At 63.3% G+C, this 26,151-nt stretch carries 25 protein-coding genes and 1 pseudogene; 14 read left to right on the top strand and 12 right to left on the bottom strand.

Annotated elements, in window-relative coordinates; genetic code table 11:
• Window positions 1–78: 78 nt before the first annotated feature.
• A complete protein-coding gene (locus tag DSD28_RS20305; RefSeq protein WP_119258261.1) occupies window positions 79–747 on the bottom strand; it encodes a PAS domain-containing protein in 669 nt (222 codons plus the stop codon).
• Between the two features lie 290 nt (window positions 748–1,037).
• On the opposite strand from DSD28_RS20305, the gene DSD28_RS20300 reads away from it, so the two are divergent.
• Window positions 1,038–1,781, top strand: a complete 744-nt coding sequence (locus DSD28_RS20300; RefSeq protein ID WP_119258260.1) for a rhomboid family intramembrane serine protease — start codon at window positions 1,038–1,040, stop codon at window positions 1,779–1,781.
• A gap of 185 nt (window positions 1,782–1,966) precedes the next feature.
• Window positions 1,967–2,395 (top strand): CBS domain-containing protein, encoded by a 429-nt coding sequence (locus tag DSD28_RS20295; protein WP_119258259.1) that lies wholly within the window; start codon window positions 1,967–1,969, stop codon window positions 2,393–2,395.
• A 105-nt stretch (window positions 2,396–2,500) separates the two neighbouring features.
• On the opposite strand, the gene DSD28_RS20290 is transcribed toward DSD28_RS20295, so the two are convergent.
• The 3 genes from DSD28_RS20290 to folE form a co-directional block, all read right to left on the bottom strand.
• Window positions 2,501–3,463, bottom strand: a complete 963-nt coding sequence (locus DSD28_RS20290; protein ID WP_119258258.1) for a patatin-like phospholipase family protein — start codon at window positions 3,461–3,463, stop codon at window positions 2,501–2,503.
• A gap of 353 nt (window positions 3,464–3,816) precedes the next feature.
• Window positions 3,817–4,269: a phosphoribosyl-AMP cyclohydrolase gene (gene hisI / locus DSD28_RS20285; RefSeq protein WP_119258257.1), complete on the bottom strand. Its 453-nt coding sequence runs from the start codon at window positions 4,267–4,269 to the stop codon at window positions 3,817–3,819.
• Between the two features lie 36 nt (window positions 4,270–4,305).
• Window positions 4,306–4,917, bottom strand: coding sequence for a GTP cyclohydrolase I FolE (gene folE / locus DSD28_RS20280; RefSeq protein WP_119258256.1), 612 nt, complete (start codon window positions 4,915–4,917; stop codon window positions 4,306–4,308).
• Between the two features lie 332 nt (window positions 4,918–5,249).
• Between folE and DSD28_RS20275 the strand changes: the two genes are divergently transcribed.
• The 3 genes and pseudogenes from DSD28_RS20275 to DSD28_RS20265 form a co-directional block, all read left to right on the top strand.
• The gene (locus DSD28_RS20275) at window positions 5,250–5,696 is read left to right on the top strand and encodes an iron-sulfur cluster assembly scaffold protein (RefSeq protein WP_119258255.1); all 447 of its coding nucleotides are present in this window, start codon (window positions 5,250–5,252) and stop codon (window positions 5,694–5,696) included.
• A gap of 204 nt (window positions 5,697–5,900) precedes the next feature.
• The gene (yidD, locus tag DSD28_RS20270) at window positions 5,901–6,269 is read left to right on the top strand and encodes a membrane protein insertion efficiency factor YidD (protein ID WP_119258254.1); all 369 of its coding nucleotides are present in this window, start codon (window positions 5,901–5,903) and stop codon (window positions 6,267–6,269) included.
• A gap of 3 nt (window positions 6,270–6,272) precedes the next feature.
• A pseudogene (locus tag DSD28_RS20265) lies at window positions 6,273–6,587 on the top strand (DUF1697 domain-containing protein); the annotation flags it as partial.
• A 49-nt stretch (window positions 6,588–6,636) separates the two neighbouring features.
• Here DSD28_RS20265 and DSD28_RS26020 read toward each other — a convergent pair.
• Window positions 6,637–8,130: a hypothetical protein gene (locus DSD28_RS26020; protein WP_162911487.1), complete on the bottom strand. Its 1,494-nt coding sequence runs from the start codon at window positions 8,128–8,130 to the stop codon at window positions 6,637–6,639.
• Between the two features lie 749 nt (window positions 8,131–8,879).
• Between DSD28_RS26020 and thrS the strand changes: the two genes are divergently transcribed.
• Window positions 8,880–10,850 (top strand): threonine--tRNA ligase, encoded by a 1,971-nt coding sequence (gene thrS, locus DSD28_RS20260; RefSeq protein WP_119258252.1) that lies wholly within the window; start codon window positions 8,880–8,882, stop codon window positions 10,848–10,850.
• Between the two features lie 146 nt (window positions 10,851–10,996).
• Here thrS and DSD28_RS20255 read toward each other — a convergent pair whose 3' ends face one another.
• A complete protein-coding gene (locus DSD28_RS20255; protein WP_409530039.1) occupies window positions 10,997–11,983 on the bottom strand; it encodes a hypothetical protein in 987 nt (328 codons plus the stop codon).
• 105 nt (window positions 11,984–12,088) lie between these two features.
• Between DSD28_RS20255 and DSD28_RS20250 the strand changes: the two genes are divergently transcribed.
• The 3 genes from DSD28_RS20250 (at window position 12,089) to DSD28_RS20240 (ending at window position 14,561) form a co-directional block, all read left to right on the top strand.
• Entirely contained in the window at window positions 12,089–12,673 is a 585-nt protein-coding gene (locus DSD28_RS20250; protein ID WP_119258250.1) for a nitroreductase family protein, read from the top strand.
• A gap of 4 nt (window positions 12,674–12,677) precedes the next feature.
• Complete coding sequence (locus DSD28_RS20245; protein WP_119258434.1) at window positions 12,678–13,286, top strand: flavin reductase family protein; 609 nt, start codon at window positions 12,678–12,680, stop codon at window positions 13,284–13,286.
• A gap of 147 nt (window positions 13,287–13,433) precedes the next feature.
• Window positions 13,434–14,561: a DUF2336 domain-containing protein gene (locus tag DSD28_RS20240; protein ID WP_119258249.1), complete on the top strand. Its 1,128-nt coding sequence runs from the start codon at window positions 13,434–13,436 to the stop codon at window positions 14,559–14,561.
• Between the two features lie 24 nt (window positions 14,562–14,585).
• Here DSD28_RS20240 and DSD28_RS20235 read toward each other — a convergent pair whose 3' ends face one another.
• Complete coding sequence (locus tag DSD28_RS20235; protein ID WP_119258248.1) at window positions 14,586–15,011, bottom strand: hypothetical protein; 426 nt, start codon at window positions 15,009–15,011, stop codon at window positions 14,586–14,588.
• A 70-nt stretch (window positions 15,012–15,081) separates the two neighbouring features.
• Window positions 15,082–17,160 (bottom strand): DNA topoisomerase IV subunit B, encoded by a 2,079-nt coding sequence (gene parE / locus DSD28_RS20230; RefSeq protein ID WP_119258247.1) that lies wholly within the window; start codon window positions 17,158–17,160, stop codon window positions 15,082–15,084.
• Between the two features lie 208 nt (window positions 17,161–17,368).
• On the opposite strand from parE, the gene DSD28_RS20225 reads away from it, so the two are divergent.
• Entirely contained in the window at window positions 17,369–18,253 is an 885-nt protein-coding gene (locus DSD28_RS20225; RefSeq protein ID WP_119258246.1) for an alpha/beta hydrolase, read from the top strand.
• A 9-nt stretch (window positions 18,254–18,262) separates the two neighbouring features.
• Here DSD28_RS20225 and DSD28_RS20220 read toward each other — a convergent pair whose 3' ends face one another.
• Both DSD28_RS20220 and DSD28_RS20215 read right to left on the bottom strand, forming a co-directional pair.
• Window positions 18,263–18,880, bottom strand: a complete 618-nt coding sequence (locus tag DSD28_RS20220; protein WP_162911486.1) for a hypothetical protein — start codon at window positions 18,878–18,880, stop codon at window positions 18,263–18,265.
• A 17-nt stretch (window positions 18,881–18,897) separates the two neighbouring features.
• Window positions 18,898–20,475 (bottom strand): caspase family protein, encoded by a 1,578-nt coding sequence (locus tag DSD28_RS20215; protein ID WP_205536224.1) that lies wholly within the window; start codon window positions 20,473–20,475, stop codon window positions 18,898–18,900.
• Window positions 20,476–20,628: 153 nt separating this feature from the next.
• Between DSD28_RS20215 and tpiA the strand changes: the two genes are divergently transcribed.
• The 3 genes from tpiA to DSD28_RS20200 all read left to right on the top strand — a co-directional run bounded on the left by tpiA (window position 20,629) and on the right by DSD28_RS20200 (window position 23,775).
• Window positions 20,629–21,399, top strand: a complete 771-nt coding sequence (gene tpiA / locus DSD28_RS20210; RefSeq protein WP_119258432.1) for a triose-phosphate isomerase — start codon at window positions 20,629–20,631, stop codon at window positions 21,397–21,399.
• Between the two features lie 122 nt (window positions 21,400–21,521).
• Window positions 21,522–22,001 (top strand): preprotein translocase subunit SecG, encoded by a 480-nt coding sequence (secG, locus tag DSD28_RS20205; protein WP_119258244.1) that lies wholly within the window; start codon window positions 21,522–21,524, stop codon window positions 21,999–22,001.
• Between the two features lie 136 nt (window positions 22,002–22,137).
• Window positions 22,138–23,775, top strand: a complete 1,638-nt coding sequence (locus DSD28_RS20200) for a CTP synthase (protein WP_162911485.1) — start codon at window positions 22,138–22,140, stop codon at window positions 23,773–23,775.
• Between the two features lie 59 nt (window positions 23,776–23,834).
• Here the strand turns inward: DSD28_RS20200 and DSD28_RS20195 are convergent, their stop codons facing one another.
• Window positions 23,835–24,239, bottom strand: coding sequence for a BA14K family protein (locus tag DSD28_RS20195; protein WP_119258242.1), 405 nt, complete (start codon window positions 24,237–24,239; stop codon window positions 23,835–23,837).
• A gap of 283 nt (window positions 24,240–24,522) precedes the next feature.
• Between DSD28_RS20195 and DSD28_RS20190 the strand changes: the two genes are divergently transcribed.
• Window positions 24,523–25,494, top strand: coding sequence for a GlxA family transcriptional regulator (locus tag DSD28_RS20190; protein ID WP_119258241.1), 972 nt, complete (start codon window positions 24,523–24,525; stop codon window positions 25,492–25,494).
• 240 nt (window positions 25,495–25,734) lie between these two features.
• Here the strand turns inward: DSD28_RS20190 and DSD28_RS20185 are convergent.
• On the bottom strand, window positions 25,735–26,151 hold a 417-nt coding region (locus DSD28_RS20185; RefSeq protein ID WP_162911484.1), incomplete at its 5' end, for an amino acid ABC transporter ATP-binding protein.

Genomic DNA, 26,151 nt, shown 5'->3' with positions numbered 1-26,151 from the left:
ATCTCTTTCCAACCCTTAACCTTTCGGGGTTAACAGAAGGTTTGCCGGAGCGGGAAAATGTCGCCTCGGGTTGTGGTTTCAACAACCTTTGGGCGATATTGGTTGCGTTTCCGCCAATCCGCCGTCCTTCCGCCCGCCTTCGAAAATGCGCAGGTGCATGACCCGGCTGATCTTCTGGCCGAAGCCGGCCGGACGCATGGCCATGACGGATGTCGGCATGGGGATCGGCGGGCGGTTGCCGGCCAGATCGTCCTTGCGCGCCGGGTCGATCACCGAAAGCGCATCGAGCGTGGCATAGCGGAAGGCCGAGAGCGGCTGGCGCTGGCCGGGCAGGGGGGCGAAGGTGCCGATGATGCGGTCGGCCGTCCGGCCGGCGGTCGCAAGCGGCAGCAGCACGATTTCCGCCTCGGTATTTTCCAGCGCGCCGTCGACGAGCCGGATCCGCATGACCGCGGGCATGGCCTCGGCCATGACGTTTTCCGCCATGCGGGCCACGCGGCTGCGTTGGTCCGGGGCAAACAGCGCATCGAAATCCATGCCCTTCAGCTCGCGGGCGAACTGGGCGCACATGCGCGTGCCGGCGAGGCGAAAGCGCGGCGCATGCAGTCGTCCATACTCCAGCATGAAGACATCCGGCAGGATCGCCGCGATGTCGGCGGGTTCGATGGTGCTCCGCAATGGCACGGCGCGTTCGCCGCGCTGGCGCGTCCAGTAATCGTAAAGCGTGGTTGCGGCTCTGGTATGCATGCTCGTTCTTCCGTCTGCTCTGTCCCGCTACGGCACGCCGGAGGCGGTGCAGGGGGCATTTGTGAGAGACTGTGCGAGTTTCGTGCCAGACGGATATTAAGGTTAACGATTGGTTTCCATTGCGCGGCCGACCGGCTTGGGAGAACATCCGGCATCCCTTCACGAGGGAATGGTTTACTGCACATCTGTTTCGCCCCGGGGATTGGGGGCACCGGCCGTCGGCGAAAGCTGCACGGCCTTTCTTTTCTCGATATAAGCACGAATCGATTTTTGAGTTGGGTGGTTCGGTCATGAGTAACGACGGCATCGAAGTGCAGGGTGACGGGTTCGAGGCCCGCAAGCGGGAGCCGGCGTTCAACCTGCCCGGAAGCCTCGTCTTCGTTCTCGGGCTGCTGACGCTCGTCCATCTGGTGCGCACCTATGTCCTGTCGCCGTCGGCCGACGAATACGTGCTGCTGGAATTCGCCTTCATCCCGGGACGCTATGCCGTTCCGTTCTCCGAATGGGACCTGAGCTGGCTGTGGAGCCCGGTCACCTATTCGCTGCTGCATGGCGGCTGGGAGCATCTGATCTTCAATGCGTTCTGGATGGTCGCCTTCGGGGCGCCCGTCGTGCGGCGCATCGGCACCGTGCGGTTCTTTCTCTTCTGGTGCCTTTCGGCCATCGCGGCCGTCGCCTTCCACACGGCCCTGCACTGGGGCGCGATGATCCTCGTCGTCGGTGCCTCCGGCGTCGTGTCGGGCCTGATGGGCGCAGCGGCACGCTTCGTCTTTTCGCCGAGCGGGCGCGTCAGCCGGCAGTTTGCCCATCTCAACCGCCGACTCACCATCCCCGAAGCACTCTCCAACCGGTCCGTGCTGGTCTTTTCCGGTATCTGGTTCCTCACGAACTTCCTGATCGGCTTCGGCCAGATCTTCGGTTCGGTGGCCGCCGGCGGGGCGGTGGCGTGGGAAGCGCATATCGGCGGCTTCCTGTTCGGCTTCCTGTTCTTCCCGATCTTCGACGTTTCCGTGGCCGAGAGCCGGCGGGATTAACGATAGTCTATTAGCCGTCTTGCAATCGCCTCTTTCGTGGCGCACCATGACATCGTTCCGGTTCGCACATGCACACCGGAACAGGGTAGCATCCGCAAGGAGGAAGGGATGCCGCCCCGTACTGGCAGGGCATCCCTGCGCGGATGTCCCGCCTCTCAGCGTCATGATGCACACGGGAGGTACGCATGTATGTAAGGACTATACTGGACGAAAAAGGCCGCAACGTCGTAACCGGCGGCCCGCAGCTCACCGTAAGGCAGGCTGCCGTCTATCTGCATGAAAATCATATCGGCGCCATCGTCATCGTGGATCGAAATGACCGCATCGCGGGCATTCTGACCGAGCGCGATATCGTGGCCGCCATCGCCCGCAGCGGCGGCGAATGCCTGGACAAGCCCATTTCCTCCATCATGTGGGGCAATGTCCATCGTTGTGGCGAAAACCAGACGGTCGAGGAGCTCATGGAAATGATGAGCACGCTGCGCGCCCGCCACATCCCCGTGGAAAAGGACGGCCGCCTGGTGGGCATCATCTCGATCGGCGACGTGGTGAAATCCCACATCCGCGCGATCCAGCACGAAGCCGAAGCCATCAAGGCCTATATCGCAAGCTGATACGGCACCGAACGGGTTTGGGCGGAACGATTTCCATCGCTCCGCCCGCCGCCCATTTCGTCTTTCCCGTGTAAGAACCGGTCGCTTCTTCCGGAAAGCCCGCATTCAGCGGGCCATCACCACTTCCAGCATCCGCTTGATCTCGAAAATCCGCGCCTTGCCCTCGAGGTAGCCGCGTTCGATGGATTCACCGGCGCGATGGAATTCCGAAAGGCCGATATCAGCCAGCTTCGGATGCAGCGCGAGGTCCGGCGGATCACCGGCAAGGCGCGCGCGGGAAATCCGGTCCTGGATGATGTTGAAGGACTGCACCATGACGCTCGTCAGCCCGAGCCGGGCGGCGCTGTCCTCCTGCTTCTGTTCTTCGATCTTCTGCGGGCCCGCGCTGTGCTTGATCACGGCCGAGCGGCCGTAGAGGTCGTAGTTGAGGTTGACGGCGACGACCAGAAGCTCCTCATGCGCCCGGCAGACGGAAACGGGCACCGGGTTCACCAGGGCGCCATCCACCAGCGTGCGGTTGTTGCACTTGATCGGCTCGAAGATGCCGGGCAGGGCATAGGACGCGCGCAGCGCCGTGATCAGCGAGCCGCTGTTGATCCAGACTTCGTGGCCGCTGTTGACCTCCGTCGCCACCGCGACGAAGGGCCGGTCGAGATCCTCGATCGACAGGTTCTCTATATGCTCCTGCATGCGCCTGGTCAGCCGCATGCCGCCGAAGAGGCCGGAGCCGCGAATGGTGAAATCGAGGAGGCTCGCAATGCGGCGCATGGTGAGCGAGCGGGCGAAGGCCTCCAGTTCGTCGAGCTTGCCGGCCAGATAACAGCCGCCGACGAGGGCGCCGATGGAGGTACCGGCGATCATGCCCACCTCGATACCTTCTTCCTCCAGCGCCCGGAGCACACCGATATGGGCCCAGCCGCGGGCGGCGCCGCCGCCGAGGGCAAGGGCGATCTTCGGCTTGCGCGGCGGGGCCGGCGCGGGAATGTGGGAAACGTCGTTCATGGAAGGTCCGCCGGGATCCGAGGCATCCGCCGTTACGAGGCTACGATTGAAACTCCAGTTCAACATTCCGGACCTCCGTTCCCTAAAGGAATTCGCGGTAAAGCAAACGGTTCCGCCAATTGGCTGCCCTCGGGAGCACAATAAATGGCAGAATAGTTGCAATCTGTGACGCGGGGAACTTTCGGGACAAAAAATCCCGGAAAGAGCACTTTTCTCGAGGCGGAAGACGGGGGCCTGCCCCGGATACCGCTACCCCTTTGGGGGTGGCGTCGGAAACCTTTCGAAGCGCATGCGAGCGATGGGGTTCCATATCCTGATCCGCATGGCGGGGATAAGGTCCGCCATGCTTGGATTAGGCGACCCGACAGGTTGCCAAATGGTAAATCCGTGCCGGAACGGGACGCTATTCGTCGAGATGCTTAATTTTTGCTGTAGACGGCCGCCGGGTCGAATTGCGGCTCGCCGCCGGTGATCGTCAGTACCGCGCCGTCCGGGCCGCCCGAGACCGTGCGGTAGAAGCAGGAGCGGCGGCCGGTATGGCAGGTGGCGTCGTGGCCGGCGACGGAGACCTTCAGCCAGACGGCGTCCTGGTCGCAGTCGGTCCTGAGTTCCACGACGGTCTGAAGGTTGCCGGAGGTCTCGCCCTTCTTCCAGAGTGAATTGCGCGAGCGGCTCCAGTAATGCGCGATGCCGGTCTCGATGGTGAGCGCCAGCGCTTCGGCATTCATGTGGGCGACCATCAGCAGTTCGCCGTCCCTCGCATCCGTCACGACGGCGGTCACGAGACCGTTGCCGTCGAAGCGGGGGGTGAAGGCCGGGCCTGTCTCCAGCTCGGCCTTGTCCCTGGAGGGGGCTTGGAAGGTGATCGGCATGGCGGTCGGCTCCGTCGGGCGGAGCCGGCCTTCGGCCTAGCTCCGGATCATCGTCATGAACCGGACCTGTTCGGCCGGCTCGGTCTTGAAGGCACCGGTAAAGGTGGTGGTGAGCGTTGTCGAGCCCTGTTTCTGGATGCCGCGCATGGCCATGCACATATGCTCGGCCTCGATCATCACGGCGACGCCCCGCGGGTTCAGCGTTTCGTCGATGGATTTGGCGATCTGCGCCGTCATCGTCTCCTGCGTCTGCAGGCGGCGGCCGAAGATCTCCACCACGCGGGCGATCTTGGAAAGGCCCAGTACCCGGCCGTTCGGCAGATAGGCGACATGCGCCTTGCCGATGATCGGCACCATATGGTGCTCGCAATGCGAGAAGAACGGAATGTCCTTCACCAGCACCATGTCGTCGTAGCCGGCGACCTCCTCGAAGGTGCGGCCGAGCACATCCTCGGCGGCGAGGTCGTAGCCGGAAAAGAGCTCGCGATAGGCTTTCGCGACGCGCTTGGGCGTGTCGAGCAGGCCCTCGCGCTGCGGATCATCGCCGGCCCAGCGAAGCAGAACGCGAACGGCGTCTTCCGCCTCTTTCTGCGTGGGGCGGCCGGCTTCATCCTCGATGCGCGGAAAATTGGTGACTATGGCGTCCATGGACCCATTGACCTTTCTGCAGGTTACCTGACGTGTTTATCGGACTCGCCACTGGCCATTCGCCTAACCCTGCAGGCTTGGGTTCCGTTGGCGGGCTCCGGGGCTTTCGGGTCATCGCTCATCAGTGCGATCGACCGTCCGGCACGGTTTCCCAAACAACAGGTGATGGTTCGACACTTGTAAAACCCTCACCCCAATACGAGTTATCATATAGTATCGAACAACCACTGCGAAAGAGGCCTGAGGCGACACGCCGTGCTTTTTTCCCGACGAGGCCGGAATAATCTCCTCGGATCATTGAAGATTCCGCAAAAAGCGCGGAAAACAGGGCCATGATGGACGATATCTATAACAGCCGTATCCTCGAATTCGCCGGCAACATCCCGCGCATCGGCACCCTGCCGGATGCGGACGCCGAAGCTGGCGCCCATTCCAAGCTCTGCGGCTCGCGCGTGAAGGTCTATCTGAAACTCGACGGCGATACCGTCAGCGATTTCGCCCACGAGGTGAAGGCCTGCGCGCTCGGCCAGGCGTCGTCCTCGGTCATGGCGCGCCACGTGATCGGCGCGACGGTGGCGGAAATCCGCAAGGCGCGCGAGGACATGCTCGCCATGCTGAAGGCCGACGGCGAGGGACCGGCCGGCCGCTTCGAGGACATGCGTTTCCTCAAGCCCGTCAAGGATTACAAGGCCCGCCACGCCTCGACCATGCTGACCTTCGATGCCGTGGTCGACGCCATCGGCCAGATCGAGGCGAAGCGGCTGGAAAAGGCCGGGTGAGGGCGGTGTTTGCCGCCTGCCCCTCATCCCGGTGCCGCGACCTTCTCCCCGCGAGCGGGGAGAAGGGAAATGCCGCGCCGTTTTCCCCTCAAGCCGCACGGTCGATGGGGCACCGGACGCTCCCGCGAGTCCCTTCTCTCCGCTTGCGGGGAGAAGGTGCCGGCAGGCGGATGAGGGGCATCCTTCCCCCGGGCCGCAAAGCCCATGTGTAACGCCCCGGACTGCCACCACGCTCCCGAACGGCCGCGCCCCAAGGGCCGAAACTGGAACGGCCCGTTCCGCAAGACGCCGGGGCGCCTCTTCGGCATGGCCTTCATTCGCCTTTACCAGCTCACACTCTCCGGTTTCATCGGCAATTCCTGCCGCCACCTGCCGACCTGCTCGGAATACGGCTACGAGGCCGTCGCGCGCCATGGCCTGTGGCGCGGCGGGTTCATGACGCTCTTCCGCGTCGCCCGCTGTGGTCCCGGCGGCACGCATGGCTTCGATCCCGTGCCGGAGGCACTGGAAGCGCGCCTTGCCTGGTGGGCGCCGTGGCGGCTGTGGCGCGTCTCGAAGGCGGAGCGCGGCTGAGCGGTGGAAACCTATGTCGCCCTCCTGCATTCCATCGTGCTTTCGCCCGGGAAAAGGGTGGTGATGGCGGACCTGAAGGCGATGGCCGAAGGCCTCGGCTTCCGCAACGCCCGCACGCTGGCCGCCACCGGCAATCTCGTCTTCGACGGCGAGGCCGCGCCGCTCGCCGAAATCGAGGCGCGGCTGGAAGCGGGGTTTCGCGCCCGCTTCGGCAAGCATGTCGACATCATCGCCCGCACCGCCGAAGGCTGGAAGCGCCTTGCCGCCGGCAATCCCTTCCCTGAAGGCAATGGCGCCGACGTCGTGGTGCGCGTTATGCTACGACGGTCAGCACTTCCGATAAGCAACGCTGAATTGAATTTCTGATTTAGGCCCTCAATATTTTCAGTTTTCTTAGATCCTTCGCCGAAACAGGTGCCGTTTGCTTGTTGAATAGCTCAACACTCGCCGCAGCTCTCACGCCCGTATAGAGGCCGTAATCAAGAATAAATGCCATAAATTTCGTTCCGGCTTCTTTTGGGGTAATTCCTTCGGATATTACATGGAGAAGTCTTAATTGAACAAGACTCATGATGTCCTTGAAATGGTCCTCTCCGGATTTTATTTCTACGAGAAAAGCATTAGTTTTGTTTTCTATAACGCAAAAATTCCTTATCTTTTCGAGAAGGTCATTAAGGCGTATAGCTGATTCGCTCGCATCTGTTTGTAAGTCTCTTATCTTTATACTAAGATTGTCAGAGGCGGCCATGTTTACATTCGAAACTGTCACGCGTTTCTTATTTTCTGATGCTGCTTTAAGCATCGATTGCGAAAAGAGGTTCATGCCATCTCGTGGCACCCCTGCGCTTACCCACGTCAAACGGGGAAGGACATCGGCGCTTGAGCATAAGCGACGAATGGATGGAAGGCCCGAATATGCAGCATGCGAGTCGAGAATCGCCTCTATGTGCTTTGCAGCTTTATCCGGATTTGTCAGATTATAGTCTAGTCCGAGTTTTTGCGCATCTTGGGGAATTTGCAAACCAGATTGTGTGGCATTGTCGTATGTTTTGACAAGGTTTTCGATTGCTGAAATTTTCAGATATACGCGATTTCCGCGAGCAATCGAGTATAGAATGTCCATCAATGAATGCTGATAGGCAGCAGGAAAGACATGAAGATCGTCAAGGTAGATGAATAGATTTGTATTAGATGAGACTTTTTCGAATAGACGGCGCAACTTCGGTGTAAATTTTCTTAGTTCAGAAATTGTTAAATTGCCGGATTCAAAACGATGTCGCAATTCCACAACTTCGTCTGAAGCGTTAGCCGGGAAGTCTATCCTATAAAGAATTTCTGTTATGGCGTCTGATACCGCTTGCTCATCTATCCTTCCGGAAAACATTTGCAAATCAATCCAAGCGTTGGGGAGGTTTTCTCTCTGTCTCCTCCTGAAGCAATAGAGGAGAAGCATGGATTTTCCGGCCCCACGCCTTCCGGTGACTATATGGTTGGCGGCCGAAATAATTTGTGCTTCCGCGCCCGTCACCGATGGCGTATATCTATCAAAAAAATCATCTGAAAAGCTATGTTGATTAATGTTTTGGCTTTCGCTCAAAACTTTTAATAAAAGTCTAGACTCGGGGCCGTTAATGATAAAGTCTCTGGCTCTCTGTTTTAATGTGACGTGGTATTCTTCTTCACTATTAATTTCGGAAATACATTGGTTTAAAATTGTATAAAGGCGATCCGTCACTGACGAGACATATATTATCCTTACGAGACGGTTTCCTTTTTCAATGTCGTCAAATTCAAGTCCTGAAAGCCCTGTACGGCCTTCAAATCGGGCATGAACATCTCTTACCGCCGTTTGAGCGTTCATATTTTTTTTCCTAAAGTAATTCCGCGATTAGAAAGGTAGTCGTGAGCATCTCGCATGAAAGAGGTAACGATGGAGACATACTCTGCCGTACTTTTCACGAGGTCTTTAGATTTTATGATATGATCATAGTCGCACGAATTTCTATCTTCTCTCAATGTTGTCAATTCATTTTCATATGTTGACTTATTGGGAAATCCGTTTGGCAAAGACCCAACTTTTGTATGATCTTTTACGTCTGTAGAATGATTTCCGTCATGGTTAAATCGTATAGATTTTGAAACATTGTAGCTAGCATAGTATAATCGCGATATTTTTTGCCTCCAATGTGGTCTTCCGAGAGAGATGGCAAACCTGTAGTGTTGCAATCCAAGGTTATACATGGCGGCCGTATGGGTTTTTGATTGTTCTCGAATTTTGGCTATTTCGCTAGGGAGCAGAAAGCTTGTGTATACCGTAGCGATTCTATTTGGGTTGCCGGCCTTCAGAAATTCAATGTCCATAGTCGCTAGAGCGTCCCCGTGGCTTCAAGGTTTAGGGTGATAAACGGCTAAGCTTTCATTGTGAATTAAAGTAATTTTTGCAACTGGTTGTGGTGAATTGTCAATGCAATTTTAGGCGGCCGTCATTGCCGCGTCTCTTCCAATTCCCCCGTTTTCCCCCTATATCGCACACGCTACATGCCGGATTCCCGGCCTTTACCCTCGCATACCACCCGCATTCGTTGGCGGGACTGGATAGGAGATTTTTGAATGTCTGCACCTGTTTCCCTGACTTTTCCCGATGGTTCCGTTCGCGAATATCCCGCGGGCTCGACCGGGCGTGACGTGGCCGAGGCGATTTCCAAGTCGCTGGCCAAGAAGGCGGTCGCGATTGCGCTCGATGGCGAGCTGCGCGATCTCTCCGATCCCGTTTCCAACGGGCGGATCGAGATCGTCACCCGCGAGGACGACCGCGCGCTGGAACTGATCCGCCACGACGCCGCCCATGTGATGGCCGAGGCCGTGCAGGAGCTTTGGCCCGGCACGCAGGTGACGATCGGCCCGGTCATCGACAACGGCTTCTACTACGACTTCGCCAAGGACGAGCCCTTCACGCCCGACGATCTGCCGAAGATCGAAAAGCGCATGAAGGAGATCATCCAGCGCAACAAGCCTTTCACCAAGGAAGTCTGGTCGCGCGACAAGGCCAAGGAGGTCTTCTCCGCCAAGGGCGAGAAGTACAAGGTCGAGCTGGTCGATGCGATCCCCGAGGGGCAGGACCTCAAGATCTACTACCAGGGCGACTGGTTCGACCTGTGTCGCGGCCCGCATATGGCCGCGACCGGCCAGATCGGCACGGCCTTCAAGCTGATGAAGGTCGCGGGCGCCTATTGGCGCGGCGATTCGAACAATCCGATGCTGACGCGCATCTACGGCACCGCCTGGCGCACGCAGGAGGAACTCGACACCTATCTCAACATCCTCGCCGAAGCCGAGAAGCGCGACCATCGCCGCCTCGGCCGCGAAATGGACCTGTTCCATTTCCAGGAGGAAGGACCGGGCGTCGTCTTCTGGCACGGCAAGGGCTGGCGCATGTTCCAGACGCTCGTCGCCTATATGCGCCGTCGTCTCGCCGGCACCTATGAAGAGGTGAACGCGCCGCAGGTGCTCGACAAGTCGCTGTGGGAGACCTCGGGACACTGGGGCTGGTACCGCGACAACATGTTCAAGGTGACGGTCGCCGGCGACGAGACGGACGACGAGCGCGTCTTCGCGCTGAAGCCGATGAACTGCCCGGGCCATGTGCAGATCTTCAAGCATGGCTTGAAGTCCTATCGCGAACTGCCCGTCCGCCTTGCGGAATTCGGCAACGTGCATCGCTATGAGCCCTCGGGCGCGCTGCACGGGCTGATGCGCGTGCGCGGCTTCACGCAGGACGACGCGCATGTCTTCTGCACCGACGAGCAGATGGCGGCCGAATGCCTGCGCATCAACGACCTGATCCTCTCGGTCTACAAGGACTTCGGCTTCGAGGAGATCACCATCAAGCTCTCCACCCGGCCGGACAAGCGCGTCGGCTCGGATGAGCTCTGGGATCGCGCCGAGAGCGTGATGAAGCAGGTGCTCGATACGATCCAGCAGCAGTCGAACAACATCAAGACCGGCATCCTGCCCGGCGAGGGCGCGTTCTACGGGCCGAAGTTCGAATATACGCTGAAGGACGCCATCGGCCGCGAATGGCAGTGCGGCACCACGCAGGTCGACTTCAACCTGCCGGAACGCTTCGGCGCCTTCTACATCGACCAGGCCTCGGAAAAGCGCCAGCCGGTGATGATCCACCGCGCCATCTGCGGCTCGATGGAGCGCTTCCTCGGCATCCTCATCGAGAACTTCGCAGGGCATATGCCGCTGTGGATCGCGCCGATGCAGGTGGTCGTGGCGACGATCACCTCGGAGGCGGACGATTATGCCCGCGAGGTGGCCGACAAGCTGCGCGAGGCGGGCCTGACCGTCGAGACCGATCTTCGCAACGAGAAGATCAACTACAAGGTCCGCGAGCATTCGGTGACCAAGGTTCCGGTCATCATCGTCTGCGGCAAGCGCGAGGCGGAGGAACGCTCCGTCAACATCCGCCGCCTCGGTTCGCAGAACCAGACGGCGATGTCGCTCGACGAGGCGATCGAAGCCCTGTCGCTGGAAGCGATGCCGCCGGACCTGAAGCGCAAGCTCGGCAAGGCTTGAGGCGAGGGGCGCTTGCCCCTCATCCGCCTGCCGGCACCTTTTCCCCGCAAGCGGGGAGAAGGGACTTGTGGCAAGGCGGTGTAACATCTTCCTTCTCCCCGCTTGCGGGGAGGAGGTCGCGGCAGCGGGATGAGGGGCTTTTCCGCCTAGTCCACCACGTCCTCGGCGGCGGCCTTCTGGTCGTTCGCCTTTTCGTCGAGCAGCACCTCGACATCGGTGTTCACGCCGGCTTTCACCTGGAAATCGCGCTGGTAGATCCTGTTCTTGTTGCGGGCGACGGCGATGTAGCTGCCTTCCGCCAGAACGAGCGTCGGAAACGCGCCGACGCTTTCGGAGACCGTGTCGCCGGAGGAGGTGAGGATCGACCAGGCGGTATCCGCGATGGCCTCGCCGCCGGGCTCGGAGACGAGCTTCAGCGTCAGCTTGGCGGCGCGGTGCTGGATGGTGGCGCGCGTCAGCTTGCCGGCCTCTACCTGGATATCCGCGCGGATGACGGCGTTGACGTCGCCATAGTCGGAAACGACGTGATAGGTGCCGGCATTGAGCCGCACGACGGAATTCGGCTTCACGTCGTCCATCACGAGGTTGCGCTCGCCATCCTCGCGCACTTCGGCGGAATAGATCGCAAAGCTCAGCTCCTTCGGGGGAATGCGCACATCCGCGCCGGAAACGGCGTTCAGCATGATGCCGCCGGCATCGAGCACCATGACCTGCTTGTCGACGGAGCCCTGTTCGGGCACGACGAGCTTCTTCGTCGCGCCGGCCCGGCCGAAGGCGACATTGACGAAATATTCCCCGGGAACGAGGTGAAAGGCGGCCGTGCCGCCCTCGGAGGTGGCGAGTAGTGGCAGCTTGCCGTCGGCGGCCGGAATGGGCGAGAAGACGCGCCAGGTCAGGCCATGCTGCATCGGCTGGCCGTCCTTGGTCAGCAGCGCCTCGCAGGTGACGTCGCGCAGGTTCGCCGGCGTCGCCTCGCCGGTGACGATGGGGTTGAAGGACATCACCTTGCTGCCCTTCAGCGGCGTCGTGATCTGCGAAAAGCTCTCGAGCGAATCCTGCGCGCGCGCCGGCACGAAAGAGGTGGCAAGGCTCGCGACGGCGAGGCCTGCGGCGGCGACGGGATGGATACGCATGCGCATGGGAACGGTTGACTTCCTGACTGTAAGGCTCCACTTGAAGGCCCGGCTAATGGCATTTTCAAGGCCGCGCCGGCGGCACGATATTGGAACTCCCTCGCGATGAAAACCGAAATAAAGCTGATCGATTATCTTTCGACCCGCCGGTCGATCCCCGCCTTCCAGATGAGTGCGCCCGGCCCCTCGAAAAGCGAGGTGGAGGAGATGCTGAAGCTCGCCTCGCGCGTGCCGGACCACGGCAAGCTCGCGCCCTGGCGCTTCATCGTCTATCGCGGCGAGGAACGCCAGCGGATCAGCGAGGCGCTGGCCAGGATCGCGCTCGCCGACAAGCCCGACCTTTCGGAAGAAATGGTGAAGGTGGAGAACACGCGGCTCACCCGCGCGCCGGTGGTGATCGCCGTCGTCAGCCGCGCGGCGCCGCATTTCAAGATCCCGGAATGGGAGCAGGTCATGTCGGCCGGCGCCGTCTGCCTCAACCTCGTGATGGCGGCCAACGCCCATGGCTTCGCCTCGAACTGGCTGACGGAATGGTATGCCTTCGACGAGCGCGCCTATCCCATCCTCGGCGTCGAGCCGGGCGAGAAGGTCGCCGGCTTCATCCATGTCGGCACGCCCACCGTTCCGCCGACCGAGCGGCCGCGGCCGGAGCTTGCCGAAATCGTCACATGGGTCGGCGATGACGCCTGACGCGCTGTTCTACGAGACGGCGGAAAACGCCCACGGCCTGAAGCACGATCCCTTCAAGGCCATCGTCGCGCCGCGCCCGATCGGCTGGATCGGCACGAAGGCGGCGGACGGGCGGCTCAACCTGTCGCCCTATTCGTTCTTCAACGCGGTGAGCGACAGGCCGAAGCTCGTCATGTTCTCCTCCAGCGGCCACAAGGACAGCGTGACGAACATCGAGGCGACCGGCGTCTTCACCTGCTCGCTGGCCAGCCGGCATCTCGCCGAGGAGATGAATGCAAGCTCGGTTGCCGTGCCCTACGGCGTCGACGAATTCGATATCGCGAAACTGACGCCGGTGGCCGGCCGGCTCGTCGATGCGCCCTATGTCGGCGAGGCCCATGCGGCGCTCGAATGCCGGGCGACGCAGATCCTGCGGCCGCTCGGCCTCGACGGGCGTGAATCGGACAACTGGGTGGTATTCGGTGAGGTCGTCGGCATCCATATAAGCCGGGAAATCCTGAAAGACGGCATGATCGACATGGCCGTCGCCCGGCCGCTCGGGCGGATGGGCTACATGGACTATTGCGACGGCGGAGCGGATGTCTTCGCCATGACGCGGCCGAAAGCCGGGTGAGGCAGAAATCCTCAGGGCGAGCCCGAGAATCCATCGCCGGGCGACATTCGTCGCCTCACCGTTCGGTTAATGGATATGGTGAACCAATCTTAAACACTTTGGCGATACCTTGGCCTCCGTAGCGTATACAGGCGTTTGGGGCGTCCATTGATCGTTCATGCATTTCTCCGTTGGGTCGAGACCGCGCGGGCAGCCGACAGGGCGAAGGCCGCCAGCGTGCTGGCGCGGGCCTATAGCCGCTCGCGCATCGCGCCGGACGACCGGCATGCGGCGGAGATGGCGATGATCTTCCTGCTCGACGACCCGGCGCCGAAGGTGCGGCTCGCACTGGCGGAGGCCCTTGCCGAGAGCGAGGACGCGCCGCGCGCCGTCGTGCTGTCGCTGGCGGAAGACCAGCCGGAAATCGCCGCGCATGTCATTCTTTGTTCGCCCGTGCTGACGGATGCCGATCTGGTCGATCTTGCCGCTAAAGGCGGCGACATGACGCGCACGCTGATCGCGCACCGCGCCTTCGTCTCGCGTCCGGTCTCGGCGGCGCTTGCGGAAGTCGGCGCGGCGCCGGACATACTGGCGCTTCTCGAAAACGAGGGCGCGGCGATCTCCCGCCGCAGTCTGACGCGTATTGCCGACCGGCTCGGGCACGACGCGGAAATCCGCGCGCTCCTGCTCGACCGGACGGACCTGCCGAGCGATGCCCGCCATGCGCTGGTCGAGAAGATCGGCTCGGCGCTTGCCGGCTTCGGTCTGATCCAGGCCGCCGTCGGCACGAGCCGGGTGGAGCGCATCACGCGCGAGGCCTGCGACGTCGCGACGATCGGCATGGCCGCTGAAGTGGGAGCGGGCGAAATGCCGGCGCTCGTCGAGCATCTGCGCATTGCCGGCCGCCTGACACCGGTCTTCCTCATGCATGCGCTGTGCACCGGCCGCGTCGAGTTCTTCGCGGCGGCCATCACCAATCTTTCGGGGCAGGCGGAACGGCGCGTCCGCTCGATCCTTTCCGACGGCCGCGAGGCGGCAGTGCGCGCGCTCTACGAAACGGCCGGCCTCGGCCGCGATATCAGCGCGCTCTTCGCCGAGGCGACGATGCTCTGGCGTAGCGAGGCCAAGGGTGGCGACGGCCTGCTCTCTGTCTGCGAACGGTTGCTCACCCGCGCCCGCGCCACGGGCAACGCCTCCTGCCAATCCATGCTTGAACTTGTCGAGCGGCTTGCCATCGCCGAGCAGCGCCAGACGGCGCGAAGCTACGCGCTCATCGCGACGCGGGAAGCGGCGTAAGGACGCCTCCGACTATACTTCCGATCAATCGGCGAAGCGCTTCACGACCCAGGAATAACCGCCTTCCGCATAGCGGACCGGCGTGGTGACGGCGGCCTTCAGGGAGGCGGCGTCGGGGATGGCCTTTTTCACGAAGGCGAGCGTGCGGGCGGCAAGGCCCTGCCGCGCCTGTTCGGTTTCGACGGGGGCAGGGGCTTCCATGCCCGTCGCCGGCTCGGCCGGCTTCGGATCGGGCGCTGTCACCTCGGCCGTCATGCGGTCGCCGGAAGTTTCGCAGACGGCGACGATGACGGGATAGTTCTTGTCCTGGTGCCGGTTGATATAGGTCTCGGCCTGCGCGTCGCAAAGCGCCACGGTCTGCCAGCTCCGGTCTACCGTATCGATATAGTGGCACTGGGTCGCGCTGTCGTCGCAGCCCATGATCGTCATGACGATGAGCGCAGCTTTCATGGCCGTCCTTTCCGCGTTGGATGGCCCCGGTTAGAGGCCGGCATTGCCGCGAAAATATGGCGGCAAGGCCTCAGATATCGAGGTTGTCGGCGAAGACGGCGCGCTCCTGGATGAAGCGGAACCGGGCCTCCGGCTTGGTGCCCATCAGGTCGTCCACCGCCGTGCGCGTGCCCTCGAAATCGACGTCGTCGATCGCCACCTTCAGGAGCGTGCGCTTGGAAGGGTCCATCGTCGTTTCCTTGAGCTGCGCCGGCAGCATCTCGCCGAGGCCCTTGAAGCGGCCGATCTCCACCTTGCCGCGCCCGTTGAACTCGGTGCGCATCAGCTCCTCGCGGTGCGCGTCGTCGCGCGCATAGAGCGTCTTGCCGCCCTGGCTGATGCGGTAGAGCGGCGGCACGGCGAGGTAGAGGTGCCCGCCGCGGATGAGATCCGGCATCTCCTGGTAGAAGAAGGTGATGAGCAGCGAGGCGATATGCGCGCCATCGACGTCGGCGTCGGTCATGACGATGACGCGTTCGTAGCGCAGGTCCTCGTCGCGGTATTTCGAGCGTGTGCCGCAGCCGAGCGCCTGCACCAGATCGGAAATCTGCTGGTTGGCGCCGAGCTTTTCCCGCCCGGCGCTGGCGACGTTGAGAATCTTGCCGCGCAGCGGAAGGATGGCCTGGTTGGCGCGGTTGCGCGCCTGCTTGGCCGAGCCGCCGGCCGAATCGCCCTCGACGATGAAGAGTTCGGCACCGTCGGCCGAGCTCTGCGAGCAGTCGGCGAGCTTGCCGGGAAGGCGCAGCTTGCGCACGGCCGTCTTGCGGCTCACTTCCTTTTCCTTGCGGCGGCGCATGCGCTCTTCCGCCCGCTCGATCACCCATTCGAGCAGCTTGGCCGCTTCGGCGGGGTTGTCGGCAAGGTAATGGTCGAAGGGGTCGCGCAGCGCGTTCTCGACGATGCGCTGGGCCTCGACGGTGGCGAGCTTGTCCTTGGTCTGGCCGACGAATTCCGGCTCGCGGATGAAGACCGAGAGCATGCCGACCGCCGAGATCATCACGTCATCGGTGGTGATGGCGGCCGCGCGCTTGTTCTGCGTCAGCTCGGCGTAGTTCTTCAGGCCCTTGGTGAGCGCGATGCGCAGGCCCGCCTCGTGCGTGCCGCCGTCGGCCGTCGGGATGGTGTTGCAGTAGGAATGGATCAGCGAATCGCCGCCATACCAGGTGACGGCCCATTCCAGCGAGCCGTGGCCGCCCGACTTCTCGCTCTTGCCGGCGAATATCTCGCGGGTGACGGTATAGTCCTTGCCGAGCGTCGCCTGCAGGTAGTCCTTCAGGCCGCCGGGGAAGTGGAAGACGGCCTTTTCCGGCGTCTCGGAGCCTTCGGGCAGCAGCGAGGGATCGCAGCTCCAGCGGATTTCCACGCCGCCGAAGAGATAGGCCTTGGAGCGGGCCATGCGGAAGACGCGGCCGGGATCGAAACGGGCATGCGCGCCGAAGATCTCCGGGTCGGGATGGAAGCGCACCCGCGTGCCGCGACGGTTGTGCACGTCGCCGAGATCTTCCAGCGGCCCGAGCGGCTTGCCGCGCGAAAAGCGCTGGCGGTAGAGCTTGCGGTTGCGCGCGACCTCGACTTCGAGGAGGTCGGACAGCGCATTGACCACCGAGACGCCGACGCCGTGCAGGCCGCCCGAGGTCTCGTAGGCCTTGCCGTCGAACTTGCCGCCGGCATGGAGCACGGTGAGGATGACCTCCAGCGTCGACTTGCCGGGCATCTGCGGATGGTTCTCGACAGGGATGCCGCGGCCGTTGTCGGTGACGGTCAGGCAGCCGTCCGCATCGAGATTGACCTCGATGAAATTGGCATGGCCCGCGACGGCCTCGTCCATCGAGTTGTCGATGACTTCGGCGAAGAGATGGTGCAGCGCCTTCTCGTCCGTGCCGCCGATATACATGCCGGGGCGCATGCGCACGGGCTCGAGGCCCTCCAGCACGCGGATGGCAGAGGCGTCGTAGCCGCCGGAGCCTTCGGTCGGGGCGGCGGGCGCCGGCGCGCTTTCGGCGGCGGGGGCCGGAGCGGGCGTGGGCACGGGCTTTTCCTCCGCCGCGGCGGGCTGCCGGGCAGGCTCGGAAGGCATGTTGGCGAAAAGGTCGTTATTGTCGTCTTGCATGGGCCGTTCAGAGTTTGTTCCGTTTGCCGGTTCTTCCCGCCGATCCATGGGGATCGGGGCCGGCAAGGATGAGGTCGTCAGCGAATCACTGGCGACTCTGCCAGATTCCGTGGGTTTTCGCGATGTCCGGACGCGCCAACCGCCGGGCGAGGATTGCTTTGCGCGCGGACGGATGGCAAGTATCGCCAGCCCAGGGGAGCCTCACTTCATGCGTCAGTCCACAGTTCATTCTCTCCGCCGGCTGATTCTGGCCGCGCTCTTCGCCGGTTTTACGGCCGACAGTGCCGCCGCGCTGACGCTCAAGCCCTGGAAGGACGAGCTCTTCGGCTATCCCGCCGTGGTCGAGACGACGGATAACGGCGCGCTCCGCGTCGTCGATTACCAGGAGATGCGCGACATCAACGGCCGCGACCAGGTGCCCGAGCGGCGCGTCAGATCGGCCTATGTCTCGACGGCGGTGAAGAAGGCGCAGCAGAACCTGACGGTGGATACGCCCGCCGGGCCGATCGACGTGGCGATGACCGGAAAGGGCGAAGGCGCCTCCTTCACCGTCATCTTCATCCACGGCCGGGGCGGCGACCGTCGGCTCGGCAACAACGACTGGAACTTCGGCGGCAATTTCAACCGCATCAAGAACCTCGCCGTGCAGAACGGCGGCGTCTACTACGCGCCGAGCGCGCCCTCCTTCGACGATGCGGGCGCGGCGCGCATCTCCGGCCTGATCCTGCGCGCCAAGGCGCTTTCGCCGGACAGGCCCGTCATCCTCGCCTGCGCCTCGATGGGCAGCTTCATCTGCGCCCGCGTCGTGCGCGATGCGACGGCGGTCAGGAGCCTTTCCGGCATGGTGCTGATGGGCGGGGCGGCGGATGGCGACTATGCCAAGACCCCGGCCTTCAAGGCGAAGCTGCCGGTCTTCTTCACCCATGGCGACAGCGACAGCGTCTATGCAGCCAACGACCAGATCGCCGTCTTCCGCAAATTGCTGAAGGCCGGCATTCCAACGCGCTTCGTGCTGTTCCAGACGGGCGGCCACGGCACGCCGGTGCGCATGACCGACTGGCGCGAGACGCTGAACTGGATCTTCGCGCAGTAAGCGTTCCGCTCAGATCGAGCGCAGCAGGACCTTGGTCGAACCGACGGCGGCGGCGATGTCGCGGTAGTGGCTGGCGCGCTTCTCCGAATTTTCCGAGGCGCGCAGGAGCTGCGTCTGCGCCTCCTCGATGACCTGCCGGGCCGCCTCCATCGCCTTTTCGAGATTGCGCTTGCGGACGGCCGTATAGGTCTTGGTCTCTTTCATGCGCGCATTGCCGCGCGAGCGCATGCGCGGGGCCTTTGCGTCGAGATTGGCGGCCTGGATGCGCCCGAGCCGGCCGGCGGCGCGCTGGACGATCTGCCGGGCCTCGTCATAGGCCTTGCCCTTCGGGATGCGCCGGGCGATGTCGAGGAGGCGCTGGCGCAGGCAATCGATACGGTAGACCGGCTCGTAGGCCGCGCATTCGGCGCTGGCGGCGTTGATGTTCCTGACGATGGAACGGGTGAGGTAGTCGGTCGGTGTCGGCGTATCCATGAGGCCGCCGCCCGATCCTGTGGCGATTCCCGTGGTCGTGCCGCCGCCCGGCGCCGGGGCTGCCTGTCCGTAGGCCTCCGGCATGGAGCCGAGGGCGAGCGCCGTTGCAAGGAAGGCCGCTGCGAGCGGGCGCACTGTTTCAGGCTTTCCCATCGTCCTTCCGCCTCCCGCTACTGTGTCTGCCCGAAGGCCATGCGCATGCTGCGCTGGGTGCCCGCGCCGAGATCGCCGTCTATCGCGCCGGTATAGAACCTGTTGCGCCGGAGTTCGGCCTGCAGGGCGCGCCGTGTTTCCGGCTTGAACATGGTCGGGCGATTGGTGAGTTGAGCCAGCACGTCGTCGACGCCGGCGCGCAGCGCCTGGTAGAGATAGGCCGCGGCATCCTCGGGCGTCTTGCCGGGAATGACGCCGTCGTCGATGAGGGCGGCGACGTTGAACATGGCCTGCGGATGGCGCAGGTCCGCCGCCCTGATGAAGAGCTCGACCGCCTTCTTCGGATCGCGCGGCAGGCCCTCCGTTCCCTGGTAATAGAGGAAGCCGAGATCGTTGATGGCATCGGCAAAGCCGAGATCGGCGGACCTGCGGTAGAGCTTCAGCACCTCGGGCACGTTCTGCGGCGTGCCGATGCCCTTTTCATGGAGCTTGCCGAGCTCGAACATGGCCTCCGCATCGCCGGCCTCCGCCGCCTTGCCGAAGAGCCTGAAGGCCTCGGACGGCTGGAACTTGGCCGAATCCGGCGAGAGCGCCATATAGCCGAGGCCGATCATCGCGCGGGTGTTGCCTTCCTCGGCAAGGCTTGCGAGCTGTGCCGCCTGATCGGGTTTCAGCGCCTGCCACTGGCCGGCCTTGTCGGCGATATCGGCGACCTTCGCGTCCCCGCCGGCGAGGAAAAAGGGCGCGCCCGAGAGCGAGCCGTAGAAATGCGGCTGCTGGCGATTGGCCGTCAGGCTCATCACCCGGTCGCGGACCTGTCGGAAGACGAGGCCGATCTCGACATCGGGACGCGGCAGGCTTTCGAGGATGGCGCTGGTGAAGGGGCTGTGCTCGCCTTCGCCGTCGAGCGCCACCTTGCCGCCCTCCGCGGCATAGACGACGAGCATGCCCTGCGCGGGATCGGGTGCGGCGAGCCCGTCGCCCGTCGCCGAGGCGCCGGCCATGCCGGCCGTCGCGGCGAGGTCGTAGGAGGCGGGGAAGGGATTGTTGCGGCAGGAATCGAGAATGACGATGCGCAGCTTGCGGGCCCTGGCGACGCTGCCGAGAACCGAGCGCAGGCTGACCGCCTGCTCGGGAATCTTTCCGGGATCGTCGACATGGATGTCGACGGGAATGAGGTAGTTCTCGCCCGCCGCCTCGACGCCATGGCCGGCATAGTAGACCATGGCGATATCCGCCGTTTCGGACTTGCGCGAGAAGGCGGCGATCGTCTCCTTCATCTGCGCGAGCGGCACGTCGATCGCAAGGTCGACCGTGAAGCCGAGCTTTTCGAGCATGGCGCCGACCGCGCGGGCATCGGCCTCGGTGTTGCGCAGCGGCGAGATGGAGGTATAGGCGGACATGCCGACGACGAGCGCGACGCGCCGGGCGCTGACTTCGCGCGAAGCCAGTGTCTCCTCGGCCGTCACGCGGCCGACGGGGGATTTTATCGGCATCAGGCCGCGCGTCTGCGCCGGGCCGTCCTGTGCCGCCACGCCGCCGGCAAGCAGGAGCACGGCCATAGCGACGGCTATGCGGCGTCGTGAGGGAAGCATGCGCCCCGTCCATCCTGCATCGATCGATCTCGGCCTTGCTCCATTACGTTTCACGAACGCGGAATATTCAAGCCCGCGCGCGGCAGAACGCACCTTTTCTTGGCGGCCCCGATTTGCTACGCCCCATGCCAACGCTTTATGGAGGGGATGCTCATGACACCGGACGTTACACCGCTCGTCGCCGGAAACTGGAAGATGAACGGCACGCGCGCATCGCTCGACCAGATCAAGGCGATGGCCGAAGGCGTGAAGGGGTCGCTCTCGCAGAGGGTGGAGACGCTGATCTGCCCGCCGGCGACCCTGCTCTACGTCGCGACCGCGCTCTGCGACGACAGCCCGCTCCAGATCGGTGCGCAGGATTGCCACGAGAAGGCGTCCGGCGCGCATACCGGCGACATCTCGGCCGAGATGATCGCCGACTGCTTCGGCACCCACGTCATCGTCGGCCATTCCGAACGCCGCACGGACCACGAGGAGAGCGACGCGCTGGTGCGCGCCAAGGCCGAGATCGCCCACCAGAACGAACTCGTCGCCATCGTCTGCATCGGCGAGACGGGCGATGAGCGCAAGGCCGGCAAGACGCTGGACGTGCTCAAGACTCAGCTTGCCGCCTCCGTGCCGGACGGCGCGACGGCGACAAACACCGTGATCGCCTATGAGCCGGTCTGGGCCATCGGCACGGGCCTGACGCCGACGGCGGCGGACGTGGAGGAGGCCCATGCCTTCATGCGCGCCGAGCTGACCGCGCGCTTTGCCGGCGAGGGCGCGAAGATGCGCATTCTCTATGGCGGCTCGGTCAAGCCGGGCAATGCGAAGGAACTGATGGGCGTCGCCAATGTCGACGGCGCGCTGATCGGCGGGGCGAGCTTGAAATCGGACGACTTCCTTGCCATCTACCGCGCATATGAAGCGCTGACGGCCTGAGGCCCGTCCGCCGGCCCGCAAAAGGGCGGGCGGAACGACGGGAAGGGCTTGGAATGCCGCGCGGCTTGGTATATTGAGCCGCAAACCTGAAATTTGGCCGTCTGGCCGGGATCTTGGAAAACATGCAGACCATCTTGCTCGTCATCTATCTCATGGTCGTCGTCGCGCTGATCGGCGTCGTGCTGATCCAGCGGTCTGAAGGCGGTGGCCTCGGCATCGGCGGCGGCTCCGGTTTCATGTCCGCCCGTGGCACGGCCAATGCGCTGACGCGCACGACCGCGATCCTCGCGACGCTGTTCTTCGTTCTGGCGATCGGCATGGGCATCCTCGCCCGCTACGAGACGCAGCCGACCGACATTCTCGACCGCATTCCGGGCACGACCGGCACGGGCGGCGTTCTCGACGCGCTCGGTGGCGCCCAGCAGAACCAGGGCACCCAGAACAACACGAACCAGACCCCCGCGACGACCGGCACGCAAACCGTTCCGAGCGAAGGCGGCGCGGCCACCGGCACGGGCAACTCGTCGACAACGACGACGGGCACCGGCACGGGTGCCGCTACGGGCGAGGGCGGCAACGCCGGCGTCCCGAGCGGCCAGTAAGCCGCAAAAGCGAAAACAAACCGGCCGGTTGGCGCAAACCAACCGGCCTTCTTCTGTGTAAAACGCCGATTGCGACTTCCGAAATCACGCCCAAGGTGATTTTTCGGTAGCGGAATCGATTTTGAAAAGGTATCCGGTGACTCCCATGGCGCGATATGTATTCATCACTGGCGGCGTGGTTTCTTCCCTCGGAAAAGGCATCGCGGCCGCTGCACTCGGAGCTCTCCTTCAGGCCCGCGGTTACCGCGTGCGCCTCAGGAAGCTGGACCCCTATCTCAATGTCGACCCGGGCACCATGAGCCCGACGCAGCACGGCGAGGTGTTCGTCACCGACGACGGCGCGGAGACCGACCTCGACCTCGGCCACTATGAGCGCTTCACCGGCCGCTCGGCGACCAAGACCGACAACATCACCACTGGCCGTATCTACAAGAACATCATCGACAAGGAACGCCGCGGCGACTATCTCGGCGCGACCGTGCAGGTCATTCCGCACGTCACCAACGAGATCAAGAACTTCGTCACCGAAGGCAATGACGACTACGACTTCGTGCTCTGCGAGATCGGCGGCACGGTGGGCGACATCGAGGCCATGCCCTTCATGGAGGCGATCCGCCAGCTCGGCAACGACCTGCCGCGCGGCACGGCCGTCTATGTCCACCTGACGCTGATGCCCTATATCCCGGCCGCCGGCGAGTTGAAGACCAAGCCGACGCAGCATTCCGTCAAGGAGCTGCAGGCCATGGGCATCCACCCGGACATCCTGCTGGTGCGCGCCGACCGCGAAATCCCGGAAGCCGAGCGCAAGAAGCTCTCGCTGTTCTGCAACGTGCGCCCGACCGCCGTGATCCAGGCGCTCGACGTGGCGTCGATCTACGACGTGCCGCTCGCCTATCACAAGGAAGGCCTCGACGACGAGGTCCTGGCCGCCTTCGGCATAGAGCCGGCGCCCAAGCCGCGCCTTGAGGCCTGGCAGAAGGTTTCCGACCGCATCAAGACGCCGGAAGGCGAGGTGACCATCGCCATCGTCGGCAAGTACACCGGCCTCAAGGACGCCTACAAGTCGCTGATAGAGGCGCTCTATCACGGCGGCATCGCCAATCACGTCAAGGTCAAGCTCGAGTGGATCGAATCGGAAGTCTTCGAGAAGGAAGACCCGGCGCCTTACCTCGAGAAGGTGCACGGCATCCTCGTTCCCGGCGGTTTCGGCGAGCGCGGCTCGGAAGGCAAGATCAATGCGGCGCGCTTCGCCCGCGAGCGCAAGGTGCCCTATTTCGGCATCTGCTTCGGCATGCAGATGGCCGTGGTCGAGGCGGCACGCAATCTCGCCGGCATCGAAAAGGCTTCCTCCACCGAGTTCGGCAAGACGGCCGAGCCGGTCGTCGGCCTGATGACCGAATGGGTGAAGGGCAACGACCTGGAGAAGCGCTCCGCTTCCGGCGATCTCGGCGGCACGATGCGCCTCGGCGCCTACCGCGCCTCGCTCAAGGGCGGCACGAAGATCGCCGACATCTACGGCTCGACGGACATTTCCGAGCGTCACCGCCATCGCTACGAGGTTAATGTCGACTATAAGGGCAAGCTGGAAAGCTGCGGCCTCGTCTTCTCCGGCATGTCGCCGGATGGCCTTCTGCCGGAGACGGTCGAATATGCCGACCATCCGTGGTTCATCGGCGTGCAGTATCACCCGGAACTGAAGAGCCGGCCGCTCGATCCGCATCCGCTCTTTGCAAGCTTCGTGGAAGCGGCGCTGGAACAGAGCCGCCTCGTCTGAGAACAGCGTTCAAACGAAAAGCCCGGCATTTCCGCCGGGCTTTTTGCATTTCAGGGCACTCAGCGCGAATAGGGCGAGAAGCACTGCTTGCGCGGGCCGTTGTTCGGCTGGAACGTGTTGTCATAGGCCCGGTACGAGCGGTAGCGGTTGGCGCACCAGTTCACATGAGCGCTTCCGCTGGCGCGCGGCTGGTTGGCGACCGCCCCGCCGATGGCAGCACCGAGGCCGAAGGCGGCCAGCGGATACCACCAGCCGTCCGAATGGCGGCGGTAGCCCGGGCGATAATGGTTATACCCGCGATGGCCATGCCAGCGGCGCTGGTGACGGTACTGTACCTGTTCCACCGCGGAGGCCGAGGGGACGGGAACCTGAGGAAAAGTGACCGCCTGGGCAGGCACGAAGGAGGTGAGGGCAACGGCGACCGAAAGGGCGCCGGCGGCAAGGCCGGACTTCATCTTCAGCATGGGATAACCTTTCCTGCTTGTTTGGCGCCAGAACGTCCTCAGGCCGGATTCGGTTCCATTTCCGCCGCACACGCAGATGGTTTTGCGCGAAATGTCAAAAAAAACGGGCTGGTCCGCCTTTCGGCTCGCCAACCCGTTCCGGTAAGTTTGCGGATCAGGGTGTTCGGGGTACAGGGGCTTTCGCCGCAATCCGGCTGCATCTCCAGATCTCCTGTAAGGCCGATCATGCCCGAACGCCTTTTTGCCGATTGACATAAGGCGCAGCTTTTTTGACAATTTCCACATGATCAGGCAAGCGCCGCGGCAGGGGCCGCTCGACGTGACCATCCTTCTTTTGCCGGAGTCGTCGATCATGTCGCTCGCCTCCGTGCTCGATCCCATGCGCGCGGCCAACCGCGTGATGCCGGAACCGGTGTTCCGCTGGACGATCCTGTCGCCCGGCGGCAAGCCCGTGGTGCTGACCTGCGGCGTGGAAATCCGCGTCGACGGCAGCTTCGACGACGCCATGAGCGGTGACGCGCTGCTCGTCATAGCCGGCTTCAACCAGGATCGCCACGCGAATCGCAGCTTCATTAGTCGGCTCAAGAAAGTGACGCGCCGGTTCGGTATCGTCGCGGGTATCGAATCGGGCTGCTGGCTGCTGGCGCGTTCGGGCCTCCTGGACGGGCGCGACGCGACGGCGCATTGGGAGGAGCTGGAGGATTTCGCCGCCGCCTTTCCGGCCCTCAACGTGCGGGCGGACCGCTTCGTCACCGACGGGCCGCTCTGGACCTCGGGCGGCGCCTCGCCGACCTTCGACATGATGCTGCATCTGGTGCGCGAGCGCTTCGGCTCGGCCGTCGCGCTCGATGTGGCGAGCGTCTTCGTCTATGACGAGACCCATGCGGCGACGGACGCCCAGCCGCTCGTCTCGCTCGGCCGGCTTGCCGAACACCAGCCGGACCTCGCCGCCGCCATCCGCCTGATGGAGCGCACCATCGACCGTCCGCTGACCATCGCGGCGCTGGCGCGCCGGCTCGGCTTCTCGACGCGCAAGCTGGAGACGCTGTTTGCGGGCGGGCTCGGCATCGGGCCGGGGAAATATTACCTGCGCCTACGGCTGACCGCCGCACAGCGCCTCGTGCGCGACACGCCGCTGTCGATGCAGGATGTGGCGCTGCGCAGCGGCTTCGACAGCCTCTCCGCCTTTTCCCGCGCCTTCCGCAATCATTTCGGCGCGAGCCCGCTGAAGCTGCGGGCGGAGATGCGGGTGTAGGGGTGATGCCGGTACGGAAGTGTTTGTCGCGCGGATTCTCGGGTCGAATCCGAGGATGACGGAAGGGAGGCGATAGTTTCCCACCCGTTCAACGGTGCGGAATGCAGTACTCTTCCACCGCGCGCATCTTCTCTTCTGTCGTCATCCTCGGGTTCGACCCGAGGATCCACGCCGCGGCGCGCACTCACTCCAAACAAAAAGGCGGGCCTGAGGCCCGCCTTTTCTGTCTCGCTGCCGATCCTAGTGCAGGATCTGGCTGAGGAAGAGCTTGGTGCGCTCGTGCTGCGGATTGTCGAAGAACTCGTGCGGCGAGTTTTGCTCGACGATCTGGCCCTGGTCCATGAATATGACCCGGTTGGCAACCTGGCGGGCAAAGCCCATTTCGTGCGTTACGCACAGCATGGTCATGCCTTCTTCGGCCAGCGATACCATCGTGTCGAGCACTTCCTTGACCATTTCCGGATCGAGCGCCGAGGTCGGCTCGTCGAACAGCATGATCTTCGGCTTCATGCACAGCGAGCGGGCGATCGCCACGCGCTGCTGCTGGCCGCCCGAGAGCTGGCCGGGATATTTGTGGGCCTGTTCCGGGATCTTGACGCGCTTGAGATAGTGCATCGCCACTTCCTCGGCGTCCTTCTTCGGCATCTTGCGCACCCA

The organism is Shinella zoogloeoides (genome assembly GCF_003574625.1).
Taxonomy (GTDB): Bacteria; Pseudomonadota; Alphaproteobacteria; order Rhizobiales; family Rhizobiaceae; genus Shinella; species Shinella zoogloeoides_A.
Note: the sequence above shows the minus strand (reverse complement) of the source record. Positions and strands in the feature narration are given on the sequence as shown.